The 12,853-nt window shown below is 34.2% G+C and carries 12 protein-coding genes; 4 read left to right on the top strand and 8 right to left on the bottom strand.

The window, feature by feature from the left end; translation table 11 throughout:
* Positions 1-2: 2 nt before the first annotated feature.
* Genes larE through MHB47_RS01335 form a run of 4 tightly spaced genes read right to left on the bottom strand, consistent with a single transcriptional unit; the run spans position 3 to position 4,426 of the window.
* Entirely contained in the window at positions 3-827 is an 825-nt protein-coding gene (gene larE / locus MHB47_RS01320) for an ATP-dependent sacrificial sulfur transferase LarE (protein ID WP_340754530.1), read from the bottom strand.
* Between the two features lie 16 nt (positions 828-843).
* Positions 844-2,106, bottom strand: a complete 1,263-nt coding sequence (gene larA / locus MHB47_RS01325; RefSeq protein ID WP_340754532.1) for a nickel-dependent lactate racemase — start codon at positions 2,104-2,106, stop codon at positions 844-846.
* A gap of 2 nt (positions 2,107-2,108) precedes the next feature.
* On the bottom strand, positions 2,109-3,272 hold the full coding sequence (locus MHB47_RS01330; RefSeq protein ID WP_340754534.1) for a 2-keto-3-deoxygluconate permease: 1,164 nt from the start codon (positions 3,270-3,272) through the stop codon (positions 2,109-2,111).
* Between the two features lie 23 nt (positions 3,273-3,295).
* Positions 3,296-4,426: a glycerate kinase gene (locus MHB47_RS01335; protein ID WP_340754535.1), complete on the bottom strand. Its 1,131-nt coding sequence runs from the start codon at positions 4,424-4,426 to the stop codon at positions 3,296-3,298.
* A 133-nt stretch (positions 4,427-4,559) separates the two neighbouring features.
* On the opposite strand from MHB47_RS01335, the gene MHB47_RS01340 reads away from it, so the two are divergent.
* From MHB47_RS01340 to MHB47_RS01355, 4 genes are all read left to right on the top strand, one after another.
* Positions 4,560-5,639, top strand: a complete 1,080-nt coding sequence (locus MHB47_RS01340) for a CdaR family transcriptional regulator (RefSeq protein WP_340754538.1) — start codon at positions 4,560-4,562, stop codon at positions 5,637-5,639.
* Positions 5,640-6,745: 1,106 nt separating this feature from the next.
* Entirely contained in the window at positions 6,746-9,379 is a 2,634-nt protein-coding gene (ppdK, locus tag MHB47_RS01345) for a pyruvate, phosphate dikinase (RefSeq protein ID WP_340754540.1), read from the top strand.
* The gene (locus tag MHB47_RS01350; RefSeq protein ID WP_002511617.1) at positions 9,372-10,187 is read left to right on the top strand and encodes a pyruvate, water dikinase regulatory protein; all 816 of its coding nucleotides are present in this window, start codon (positions 9,372-9,374) and stop codon (positions 10,185-10,187) included. The genes ppdK and MHB47_RS01350 overlap by 8 nt, the downstream gene beginning before the upstream one ends.
* A 154-nt stretch (positions 10,188-10,341) precedes the next feature.
* Complete coding sequence (locus MHB47_RS01355; protein ID WP_340754543.1) at positions 10,342-10,755, top strand: VOC family protein; 414 nt, start codon at positions 10,342-10,344, stop codon at positions 10,753-10,755.
* A 47-nt stretch (positions 10,756-10,802) separates the two neighbouring features.
* Here MHB47_RS01355 and MHB47_RS01360 read toward each other — a convergent pair whose 3' ends face one another.
* The 4 genes from MHB47_RS01360 to MHB47_RS01375 all read right to left on the bottom strand — a co-directional run bounded on the left by MHB47_RS01360 (position 10,803) and on the right by MHB47_RS01375 (position 12,807).
* Positions 10,803-11,315, bottom strand: coding sequence for a hypothetical protein (locus tag MHB47_RS01360; protein WP_340754545.1), 513 nt, complete (start codon positions 11,313-11,315; stop codon positions 10,803-10,805).
* Entirely contained in the window at positions 11,305-11,832 is a 528-nt protein-coding gene (locus MHB47_RS01365; protein ID WP_056935992.1) for a hypothetical protein, read from the bottom strand. Before MHB47_RS01365 ends, MHB47_RS01360 begins: the two co-directional genes overlap by 11 nt.
* Positions 11,825-12,025 (bottom strand): helix-turn-helix transcriptional regulator, encoded by a 201-nt coding sequence (locus MHB47_RS01370; protein WP_002506511.1) that lies wholly within the window; start codon positions 12,023-12,025, stop codon positions 11,825-11,827. The genes MHB47_RS01365 and MHB47_RS01370 overlap by 8 nt, the downstream gene beginning before the upstream one ends.
* A 236-nt stretch (positions 12,026-12,261) precedes the next feature.
* The gene (locus MHB47_RS01375) at positions 12,262-12,807 is read right to left on the bottom strand and encodes a helix-turn-helix domain-containing protein (protein WP_340754549.1); all 546 of its coding nucleotides are present in this window, start codon (positions 12,805-12,807) and stop codon (positions 12,262-12,264) included.
* Between the last annotated feature and the right edge of the window lie 46 nt (positions 12,808-12,853).

The raw sequence follows: 12,853 nt of genomic DNA on the forward strand, positions 1-12,853 counted from the left end.
TGTTAAATCTCATCTTGTGTATTGATGACTTCATTCATGCTGCCTGTACGATAGCCCTCTAAATCAATAGTTACATAATCAAAACCAAGTTCTTTCAAGCGAAGTGTGATTTGATTTTTATATTGAAGCACTGCAGGGATAGCTGTGTCGTCTACTTCTATTCTTGCGATATTATTATGATAGCGTACTCTGACATGATTAATGTTTAAGCTTAAAATGAATTTTTCAGCTTCATTTACTTTGTTAACCTTTGTGAAATTTAAAGGTTCACCATAAGGAATTCGAGATGCCAAGCTACATAATGCAGGCTTATTCCATACAGGTAGATCATTGGATTTACTTAGTTCTCTAATTTCAGATTTATATAATTCAACTTCTTGTAGCACACTTCTAACACCGAATTCAGTTCTTGCTTTGAGTCCAGGTCTGAAGTCATCTAAATCATCCATAATCATGCCGTCGATGACATAGTCGAAGTTGTAGTTTACTCTCAAGTCTTCAAGTTTTGAATATAATAAACGTTTACTGTAATACCAACTACTTGGTGTGTTTTCAACTATATTTGGATCTTTTAATTCTTCAATTTCAGTTTCTATCATATTGGCATTTAATGATTCACCTAGACGCAGGGCTTGATCAAATTCTTCATTTCTAAATAACTCGGATTTTACAATAACTGCTTTTACATTATCAGTGCCGAGTACATCTATGGCTTTCTTTAATACAAAGCTGCTATCTACACCACCTGAAAACGCGACGATTACACGATTCATATCTTTTAATACACGTTCTAATTGTTGTTCTTTCGTTAATACTTTAGTTAACATAATGATTCCTCCTAAATTATGATTCTACGTATGGAATAGTAAGTGGTCCAAGTGGCATAACACCTATCGTCATATCTTTTCCATATTTACCTTCTAATGCTTTAAGTGTCTCATTTATATTATGCACAGGATGCAACATGGCATCTTTGGTTTGTTGGTCACTGAGTTTAGAATATAAATAAACATCAGCGAAAGTTTGAATCACAGCTTGTTTTTGTACTTGCCATTGGTCAAGCATCGCGAAGTTAGGGTCACTGATCATGTCGACAAGCCCTTGAGGGGAGTCAGCCATTTTTAGTATCTCTGCATAATTACCATGATTAGGATAGCCATCGCTACATTCAGATAACATAATAATGCTGCCACCTTCTTTAACTACTTTATGTGCTGCACTCATGCCTTTAACTGTTTGATATAAGTTTTGATCTAAAGGATAGCCGGAGTTAGAAGCAATCACGACATCAAAACGCTCATCACACTTGAACATAGCATGTGCTTTGGCATATTCACACCCTTTATCATGTGCTTCATATAATTCACCAGCAAATACTTCGGTAATCGCTTTCTCTTTATTCAACGTGACGTTGAGCATAAAGTCTGGTTTACACATTGCATTGATTTCCCGGGTCATATTTTGAACAGGATTATCTTGCATATTGCCCCAAGTTGAACGTATATCGCCAATCATTTTAGCATTATGGAAAGTCATAATTGTTTCTATGCCAGCAATACCAGGCATAATACCTTTAGGCCCACCAGAAAAGCCAGCGAAGAAGTGAGGTTCGATAAAACCGGTGACAATTTTAAAGTCAGATTCAACATAATCTTTATTCAGGTATACATCACAACCATATTGACTATGGCCTACTTTTTTAAGCGTATCCTTATCGTTACAATGATTATGTACAATTTTCACTTTGCTCACTATGTCTTCACCAAGCATTTGTACAAGTTCTTCTCGTGTTTGATCGCGATGTGTACCTGTACCATTGATAATCACAAAGTTTTCTAAAGGTACGTGGGCTAATGTTTCTATCAGTAATGGTACGAGAATGTGATTGGGTGTCGGTCGTGTGATGTCACTAATAACAATAGATACAGTTTGGTTAGCACTCACCATGTCTTGCAATGGTTCTGAGCCAATTGGATTATTTAATGCTGTGCGTATTGCTGTTACATGATCTTCAAGTGGCTCAATGTTTTTGGGTTCAATTAGAACGCTTTGCTCCGGCAAGTCAACTTCAACATTTGATTTGCCGTATAATATTGTAGTCTTCAAAGTTAATCCTCCTTTTTAGTTAAAGCGCTTTCATAATTAGCCGCATTTGTGGCTTGTTTTAACTTAGGAAATGCTTTGTGATCGTTTTTAAAATGTTCCTGAGTGCCATCAATGCCTTTGCGCTTCTGGTATTTATCTACCATGATAACAGCAATTGGACATAAAATCGCCGTAGTAATAGCAGAAACTGAAATTTGAGCTGTCGCGATAGGTGCTACTTTTTCTATCATAGCAAATTCACTTTGACTCAAATTACCACTAGCTAAAGCAGTTGAAGCGGCTGCGACAACTGCAGCAGGTGTAGAAACGGCGTTACCTGCAGTAGATGATTCTGAAATAGGACCGATGACACTTTTCTCTTTAAATAGTTTAAAGGCAATTACACCTGTCACAGTTGTACAGACAAATGTAAGCAATGCTAATGTGAGGCCACCAGATAATACTGAGAAATTAAAGAATTCAGCTAAATTCATTCCTGCTCCTAATGAAAAGGCAAAGAAAGGAATGAGTAATGATTCTCCTGGTCGTAAAAATTCTGCGATTTTAGGATCTAAGTTACCTAAGAGCATACCTATTGCGAGTGGTAATAACACAGAAACGAAAGAAATGACTGGAAAATTCGTACCGATAAATCCTAAAGATATTAATGTAAGTAAAGGACCATCATTAATAGCTAATATAGATAAACCACCGATATCAGAGCGGTTGCCATATGCACTTGTTAGTGCAGCATACATTCCGCTGTTACTATTGGTCATTGCTGCAATAATAGCTATTGTAGATAAACCGAATAACCCTGTCCATGGATCAAATATAGCGCCAAGTAATAGACCAACACCTAAACCTGAAAAATATTTCGTTGATGTTAATATCATACCTTTTTTTAACGCTTTGCCACCAATTTTTAAATTCATTTGGCTTCCTACACAAAAGATAAATAAGGCTATTAAAACGAGCGCACTATCTTTAAATAAATCCTGAGAAAACCCCCCAATTTGCAACATTTCATAATGTCCTTCTTCAGTCTTTGGAGCGCCTAAAAATTTCAAACCATTCGTAATAAAATTCAAGTGCAATTGATCAATCGTGTTGATTGCAGCGCCTAATAATAACGGAACAACCATCAAGCCACCAGGTACTTTTTCAATCGTATCTTTAATTCTCATAACGAAACATCCCCTTAATTATGCTAGTGGTTATGGAAAAATGTTCTTATGATGTTCTTAGTTGTTTTTTTAATTAATTTTTCCGAATTTGCTAACGTCTCTGCGAATGACAATGGACCATCGGTTAAACTAAAAGCACTTACCACACCAACCTCATCAAATTGGTCTATATCTACTTCGATAGAGCCTCCGATAAAGATGACAGGGACATCAAATTGTTTCGCACATTTTGCGATGCCCATAGGTGTCTTACCATAAAAAGTTTGAAAATCAATTTTGCCTTCTCCAGTAATAACTAGATCTGCATTTGGTAAAAGCTGTTCTAATTGCGTATGTTTTATTACTACTTGAATACCATCTTCAAAATGACTAGGTAAAAATGCTTTGAAGGCACCTCCTAGTCCACCAGCTGCACCAGCCCCTGGCAAAGCATGAAGTCTCATATGCGTACTTCTTTCTACAAGATTTGCCCAATGCGTGAGATTGGCATCAAGTTGTTTAATATTATCTTCTGTGGCACCTTTTTGTTTACCAAAAACATGTGAAGCGCCGTCAGGACCTATTAAAGGATTTTGAACATCCGTCGCAATAATAAATTCACAATGTTTAATTCTAGTGTCGTAATGACTTAAGTCTATTTGCTTAATATGTTGCAAAGCACCTCCCCCAAAGGCGATATCTTTGCCGTTTTTATCTAATAGTTTGGCGCCTAAAGCTTGTAACATACCTGCACCAGCATCATTTGTTGCAGAGCCCCCAATAGCTAAAATAAATTTTTTGTAACCTTTTTCTAAAGCGTCATAAATTAATTCGCCTGTGCCATAAGTCGTTGTTGTCATAGCATTTAAAGTGTCATCAGTTAAATGTTTTAGCCCAGAAGCTTCTGCCATTTCAATTACGCATGTGTCGTCACCGAGCACACCATATTGAGCAGTTACATGATTTCCAAGAGGGCCTGTTACTGAAGCAGTATGAAAGCTTCCGCTTGTGGCATTCACTAGTGCTTCCATCGTACCTTCGCCGCCATCACCAACGGGTAAAGCATGTATGTCAGCTTGTGGATATACTTCTGTAATGCTGTCTGCCATATATTTTGAGACTTGGGTTGCTGTCATACTCCCTTTAAATGAATCCGGTGCTAAAATGATTTTCACTTGTGGTTCCTCCTTTGTAAACGCTTACTTTTGTTTATTATTTCATTGTATCGATTTTATTTTATTGAAAATAGAGTTAAACTATACAAAAATAAAGCTATAATTTTGTATAAAAATGATAAGTGGTGAAAATATGAATATACTCACAGAGGAAATGGCAACATTAATTGTAAAAGAAACAGCTAAAAGAACACAGAGCAATATTAATATCATGAATTTTAATGGAGAAATCATAGCATCATTTGATAAAAAACGTGTAGGCACAATTCATGAAGGTGCACGTAAAGTATTAGAACGAGAAGAAACAGTTATATTATCAAAGGAAGATAGTGCGACATTAGAAGGAACGCAACCAGGCGTAAATTTACCGATTATTTTTCAAGATAACATCGTTGGTGTGATTGGTATAACAGGTGATCCTGAAAAACTCACCCATGTATCAGATTTAGTGAAAATGTCTACGGAATTATTGCTATATCAAAATTATTTTACATACGAATTAGAAGGTAATATACGTAGTCAGGAGTTATTTATAGAAGAATTGCTGAAAAGTGAACCGTCAAAATCATTTATTCAACATTTAAGTAATCAACTTAATATTAATCTATTAACATTCGGCAAATGCATTATCATCAATATTGAAAAGCAAATATTCTCTAGGAACAGCACCGTACGTACATTAGCAAGTAAGATTGACCCTAGTTCTTTTGTCATTGCGTTTACGAATCATAACCGTATCGTAATTCTTGCTACTGATGAAGACCGGTGTGCTTTAGATGAGAAAATAAATCGAATTCATCAAATGTTTAAAGACTTACAATTAGAAGTACATATGACCTCAAGCCTTATATTTACAAATTTAAATGATTTTAAAAAAGCGTATGAAGAATGTGAGCTCGTATTTATGTTAAATGAGCAATCAGCACCACTTATATCATTTGAAGAGGTAGAAGAAAAAACACTGTTATATCAAATCGACAGCGAAATTAGAGAACGATTCAAAAAAAGAATAATAGGAGATTTAGATGAGCAAAGTATTGCAACATTGAAAATATTTTTTCATAATAATTTGAATATCTCGCAAACAGCAAAGCATTTATACATTCATAGAAATACACTGTTATATAGGTTAGAAAAATGTAAAACAGTTACAGGATTGAACCCTAAAAAGTATTCAGAGGCATTGAAATTACAAATTGCGATGTGGTGTTAAAGCGAGAATGGATAGGTGTGATTTGAAAAGCAAATGATTATAAAATTTAGAATTTTGATATTTATCATGATTGAATTTTCAAATTGTAACGGGTGTAAAATATTAGAACTTCAATTTTTAGAAAATTATTAAAAACCACTTTACAAATTACACGAACGACAATATAATAAAATTAAGTTATTGCTAAATAATTCTATAAAATAAATAACGAAAATCTTTATAGATGCAAAACGTTTTGTTTTCAGTTTGAAATTTTGTTTTGGAAATGGCGCCATTATTGAGTTGTTAAGTAATAACTCACATCAATGTGTCATTGGTGTATTTCGAGATGAAGGAGCGTGAACAAGATATAGGCGAAATAAAAGTTATTTTTTAGAAAAGTATTTTGCAAAGCACGAAGCTATAAAATAAGTATTACACTACAGAGGAAGAAGCACCTTATTTTCAACTTAAAAGTTGAGCATATTCAAAACTAATAATTTCCACCTTTGTTACTCGCGACATAATTCAATTGCAAGTATACCTCTTTATCACTTTATCAAATGATTATATATTAAATATTCACCTACTTTAAAGCAGACATTTGGTCTGTAAAATGTCATTTTGAATGATTGTAAATGCCACAAGTTATAAATGTTAGATTGTTTATATAGCACAAATCTATCTATTTAACTCACTTAATCTTTTAACATTTATCAATGAATAGAACCAGTTTATATCAAATGAAAATATTAAATAGATTAACTGTGCGTTTTATGATTGATAGAAATATAACATTTCATTGATGGTGATATGAAAACTACCTATGAAGCAGGTTCCTTATATTGTAAGCATCATAGTTGCATAGTAAATTAAATGATATCTTACATTCAAATATGACGATAAACTGGTGAACATAAGAAGCTCCAAGCAATGCATTAATAATGATTGCTTGGGCTTTTTTGTGTTTAAAGCAGCTACCATTTGTTTGAATCAGATGAGTTTGTAATAAAGAAAAAATAAATATATTTTCCAAATTTTCCAATATTATAGTTGTTTTTTGCTTTTCAATATGACATACTCAATAACAATTAGTATAACGTATTTCAAAATAGGGGTGATTTAGTATGACAAAATATATTTATGCATTTGACGAAGGTCAAAAATCAATGAAAGATTTACTAGGTGGCAAAGGGGCCAATTTGGCTGAAATGAAACGCTTAGGGTTACCTGTTCCAGATGGTTTCACGCTTACAACTGAAGCGTGTATTGAATACTTGAAACATGGTTCTAAAGTGCCTGAAGCATTATCAGAACAATTGAATAGTCAATTAGCAGCATTTTCTCAACGTACAGAAAAATCATTTTCATCTGAGGAACAATTATTACTTGTTTCAGTACGTAGTGGAGCGAAAATATCTATGCCTGGCATGATGGATACAATTTTAAACTTAGGGCTAAATGATGATAACGTGAAAAAATTAGCAGCGAAAACAAATGATGCTCGCTTTGCTTATGACTGTTATCGTAGATTGTTACAAATGTTTGGTGAGGTCGTATATGGCATACCAATGAATGCATTTGATACATATTTTAATGCTTATAAAACGCAACATGAATACCAAAATGATGCTGATATTCCGGCAGAAGGGTTACAAGAAATTTGTGAACATTTTAAAGGTGTCTATTTAGATGAAGTATACAAACCATTTCCACAAGAACCATTTGATCAACTAACAGAAGCAATTGAAGCAGTATTCAAATCGTGGGATAACGATCGTGCTCGAGTCTACCGAGAATTAAATGAAATTCCACATGATATAGGTACTGCAGTTAATATTCAAGAAATGGTATTTGGCAATAGTGGCGAACGCAGTGGCACAGGTGTTGCGTTTACACGTAATCCTGTCACTGGAGAAGCGAAATTATTTGGTGAATATTTATTAAATGCACAAGGTGAAGATGTCGTAGCTGGTATACGTACACCTAAAGATATTGAATCATTAAAAGATCAAATGCCACATGTGCATCAACAATTTGTAGATGTATCGCAACGTTTAGAGACACATTATAAAGATATGCAAGATATAGAATTCACGATTGAGAATGAACAGCTCTATATTTTACAAACGCGTAATGGCAAACGTACAGCGAATGCAGCGATTCACATTGCAGTAGATTTAGTTGAAGAAGGTGTAATTACAAAAGAAGAAGCTGTGATGAATGTCGAAGTAAAATCGATTGATCAATTATTGCATCCTAACTTTGATAAAACAGCGCTAGATCATGCTTCAGTTATTTCTAAATTAGGCTTGCCAGCCAGTCCAGGTGCAGCGAGTGGAAAAATTGTCTTTTCAGCAGAAACAGCTAAAATACAATTTGAACAAGGTGAAAGTGTTATTTTAATGCGCCCTGAAACGTCACCTGAAGATATCGAAGGTATGGTCGCAAGTGAAGCAATTGTAACGACGCATGGCGGAATGACTTCTCACGCAGCAGTTGTAGCACGTGGTATGGGTAAATGCTGTGTTACAGGTTGTTCAGATTTAGAAATTAATGTTGTCGATAAAGTTGTAAATTATCCTGGAGGCACATTGCACGAAGGCGATATGATATCTGTTGATGGCGCTCAAGGGGACATCTATGTTGGAGAAGTTGAAACAATGAAAGCAGAAAGGAGTGAAGCTTTCGAACAGTTTATGGAATGGTCAGACGGTGTAGCAAAATTAGACGTACGTATGAATGCAGAAACGCCTCAAGATATCCAAGCTGGCTATCAATTTGGTGCAAAAGGCATTGGGCTTGTACGTACAGAGCATATGTTCTTTGGACCTGAACGTCTCGTTGAAATGCGTCGTTTCATTCTGTCAGATACACAAGATAAACGTATCACAGCTTTAAATGAAATTAAGCAATATCAAACAACAGATTTTGAAGAAATATTAAAACTATCTGGAGAACGTCCGACAATTATTCGTTTGTTAGATCCACCACTACATGAATTTTTACCAAAATCAACAGAAGAAAAATCATCTGTTGCCGGACAATTAAATGTACCAGTAAAAACATTAGAACAATATATAGAAAATTTAAACGAAGTGAATCCAATGCTTGGTCATAGAGGTTGTCGTTTAGCTATTACTTATCCTGAACTATATGTCATGCAAGTAGAAGCGATTATGGAAAGTGCATTAAGATTAAAAGCACAAGGTATTGATTGCCAACCAGAAATCATGATACCGCTTGTTTCAACTGTTGCAGAATTCACGACATTAAAGACACAAATCACTGAACGTATTGAAGTATTACAGCAAGAAGCGGGAGAATCTGTAAATTACCTCATAGGTACAATGATTGAAACACCACGTGCTTGTCTAATTGCAGGAGATTTAGCAAAAGAATGTGATTTCTTTAGCTTTGGTACGAATGATTTAACACAGTTAACATTTGGTTTTTCACGTGACGATGCTGGGAAATTTATTGGTGCGTATTCTGAACAAGGCATCATAGATATTGATCCTTTCCAAACGTTAGATGCAGAAGGGGTAGGACAATTAGTTAAAGTAGCAACGGAACAAGCGAAAGCTGCCAATCCAACGCTTAAAATAGGGGTTTGTGGTGAACTTGGCGGTGACCATAAATCAATACAATACTTTAATAATTTAGATATCGATTATGTCTCATGCTCTCCGTATAGAGTGCCAGGCGCATTGCTTTCTACTGCGCAAAGTGAAGTTGAAGGTGGTCGATTACGTGTTTAATGATACACAAACACCACAACTCACTTTGTTCGTAGTATCAGATTCAATTGGTGAAACTGCACAACGTATGATTCACGCCACGTTAACTCAGTTTCCAGAAGTATCACAAATAGAGATTAAGAAGTTTCCATTTATTAAAAGTGAATCAGAATTAATTAATGTTTTGAAACGAGCAAAAGAACGAGGGGCAGTCGTTGTTACGACGTTAGTGAACCCAGAATTTAATATAGTAGGTCAAAAGTATGCACAAAATGAACAAATCCCTTATGTCGACTATATGTCAGATTTAATAGGGATTATTCAGCAGCTTACCAATTGTTCACCTATTCTTGAAAGTGGCGCTTTACGCAAATTAGATGAAAACTATTTTAAAAGAATTGAAGCAATGGAATACTCAGTGAAATATGATGATGGTAAGCATTTTACTGATATCGGCGAAGCGGATGCGCTCATCGTTGGAGTTTCTAGAACATCAAAGACACCTTTGAGTATGTATTTAGCGAATAAGGGTTATAAAGTAGCAAACATTCCTTTAGTACCAGAAGTTGATATACCAGATGAAGTCTTTAAATATAAGAAATTGAAAGTATTTGGTTTAACTGCTAGTCCTAATTACATTTTGAATATTCGTAATGAACGTGTGAAAGTTTTAGGGTTACATGGGCCTACAAATTACAATAGTATTGAACGTATCAGACAGGAGTTAGTATATGCTGAGGAAATTTTTGAAAAATTAAACGCGACTGTGATTAATACGGAATATAAATCTATCGAAGAATCTGCATTTTATATTGAAAAATTCTTGTAATAACATCTATTATTTTAGATTTTATAATCATGTTTCAAAGCGAATGAAATATTTAAGACGTCGGTCAGTGTCTGTTTTAAAAAAGTGGAGACTAGTTATGTGTGAGAGTGGGTACTGTTAAAGTGATATAAAATTTTTAATAAGGAGTGTCACTATGCTTAAAACAGTAATGCCTTACTTGTTTTTTAACGGTACGTGTAAAGAAGCACTAGGTTTTTATAGTGAAATATTAAGTGGGACGACCAAAGGAATCATGACTTATGGCGAAGCGAATGAATCAGTTGCTGATGACTCGAATAGAATTATTCATAGTCAACTCGAGGTAGATGGTCAAATATTTATGCTGTCTGATATTCCGAAAGATGATGATACTATGTTACAAGATCGCAATGTCTATATTGTGTTAGAGTTTGAAAATAAAGCAGATATAGAGGAAGTTTATAACCGTCTCAAAGAGGGTGGAGAGGTACAGATGGAACTAGCAGATATGTTCTGGGGTGCTAAGTACGCTAAACTGGTAGATAAATATGATATTGGTTGGGATTTAAGTTATACTTTTCCGACATAGTATAAAACCACGTGCTCAATTATTTATGAGTACGTGGTTCTTTATATTTATTTATTCATATAGGCACGCGTAACCTTTCTGCGACCAAGGGTATAAACAAACAAGCCGGCTATAATGGCGCATCCAATAGAAATGAATAAGTTAATCAGTATATCAGATTTCTCAGGAAGCATACTATGTATAATAAAAGGGAGAATATATTGATTAAAGTTTGCAATCAAGAATATCATTCCAGCAAAAATATAACTCCCATTACGCACTTTCTTCATCTCTTTTTTCAATGATTCTTCTGAATAAGACTCTACTACATCTATTTTTTTGTTTCTAATAGCGATGATCATAATTAGAGATAATATCATAATTAAAGCAAAACCTAAAATACCTAAGATAGGTATACGGTGTAAGTAAAATTCTATCCATATATCTGCTACAGAAATAATCATGATGCCCCAAAATAGCCACACAAAATATTTAGCGTATTCATGAAGTAATTGCTGTCTTTCATATTCATCAGTAAACCTGAAGTTAGGAATTAAACGAAGTAACCTGTTATTTTCCATTATACGTCTCCTTTTGATCAATAAGTTTTACACGTGAATCTTTAGCAATTGTAAATACTGCAATAACTATTACAGGGAAAAATGTGTTTAAGTCAGTTAGACGTTCCATATTCAATGCGTTTCCTGCAAGCATTGGAGCAATGACTGAGTTAACAAGTAGTATATAAATGATTGCTACAATAAGAAATATAATTCTCTTATTACGTGAATTTTTTAATGTTTGATGATACGTTTCTTTATCAGTAACTTCTATTGTAAGGGCATCTGCTGCAAAATGACTCATAGACATCCTGCACGCCAATATAATTATCAATATGATACCGCCTATACTAAAAGGTGAAATAAATGAACGCTCAATATCAAAAAATATAGATAAGTAAAGTAAAGCTAAGAATATGTATAGTGAAATAATTGAAAGTTTAGCAAGTAATTTGTCAATTTCATGTCTTTGATATTCATCGGGATAGTTCGTTGTTCCTGCAAATCTTTGATAAAGCCATTTATCTTTATTATTCATGATTATCATCCTCCCAAAATAAGTCATTTAAGGTGACATCTAATGCTTTAGCAATCTTTATACATAAATTAAGCGAGGGATTATATTTATCGTTTTCAATCATATTAATGGTTTGACGTGATACTTCTACTGAACGCGCAAGTGTGAGCTGTGACATGTTTTTAGCAGTACGAAAGTTTTTAACTTTATTCATAATAGATTTATTACCCTTCTTTAGTGTCAAATATATATTACATGTACAATATATCTGACATGAGAGTATGTGTCAAATATACACGACACTTTAAGCTATTTTAGCTTATGAAAGATTTATGACGAAATGCCAAAGGAATCAACAAGACTCTAAAATATCTTGAATACAAAATGAGCCATTAGATTTCTGTTAGGAGACTAATGGCTCATAATATTATAAGGATTAAATTGAATGTTCTATTGATAATGAATCGTTGCGGTAAATACAACAGGTTCATCAGTTAGATTAAAGTAACGATGAGGCACGTCACTATTGAAGCGGAAAGCTTGATTACTATTGATCGTATACATTGTTGTATCGACTGCTATTTTTAACTGACCTTTGTTAACAATAATATATTCTTCAGACTCAGTATGGTGAGGTTCAGAAAGCATCTTGCCTCCTGCTTGTATCTCCATTTTAAACATTTCAAATTTTTTATTATCGTCGTAAGGAAAATAAGGATAAATCGCTATTTGTTCATCGATGATAGGGATGATATCTGATTCATCAATAAAGTCAACGCTATCATTATTCATCGCGGTTAATTGAGACAATGATAAATGTAATCCATTTGCGATTTTCCATAACGTTGTAATCGTTGGATTAGAAGTGCCTTTTTCAATTTGGCTCAGCATGTTTTTACTCACACCTGTTGCTATTGCAACTTTACCTAAACTGAGGTTGTGTTTTTTTCGGTAGGCAGATAAATTTCTGGCTACTATGTTTTGAATATTATACAAGTGAATCCTCCTATTTACAATATAACGTACATATCGTACCATATAT

This window comes from Staphylococcus sp. FSL K6-3157 (genome assembly GCF_038005145.1).
GTDB lineage: Bacteria > Bacillota > Bacilli > Staphylococcales > Staphylococcaceae > Staphylococcus > Staphylococcus equorum.

Excerpts from the sequence above, each read along its gene's own strand:
- MHB47_RS01370 (WP_002506511.1), bottom strand. The coding sequence starts at position 12,025 with ATGAATAAAGTTAAAAACTTTCGTACTGCTAAAAACATGTCACAGCTC.
- MHB47_RS01360 (WP_340754545.1), bottom strand. The coding sequence starts at position 11,315 with ATGGAAAATAACAGGTTACTTCGTTTAATTCCTAACTTCAGGTTTACT.
- MHB47_RS01330 (WP_340754534.1), bottom strand. The coding sequence starts at position 3,272 with ATGAGAATTAAAGATACGATTGAAAAAGTACCTGGTGGCTTGATGGTT.
- ppdK (WP_340754540.1), top strand. The coding sequence starts at position 6,746 with ATGACAAAATATATTTATGCATTTGACGAAGGTCAAAAATCAATGAAA.
- MHB47_RS01355 (WP_340754543.1), top strand. The coding sequence starts at position 10,342 with ATGCTTAAAACAGTAATGCCTTACTTGTTTTTTAACGGTACGTGTAAA.
- MHB47_RS01340 (WP_340754538.1), top strand. The coding sequence starts at position 4,560 with ATGAATATACTCACAGAGGAAATGGCAACATTAATTGTAAAAGAAACA.
- MHB47_RS01365 (WP_056935992.1), bottom strand. The coding sequence starts at position 11,832 with ATGAATAATAAAGATAAATGGCTTTATCAAAGATTTGCAGGAACAACG.
- larE (WP_340754530.1), bottom strand. The coding sequence starts at position 827 with ATGTTAACTAAAGTATTAACGAAAGAACAACAATTAGAACGTGTATTA.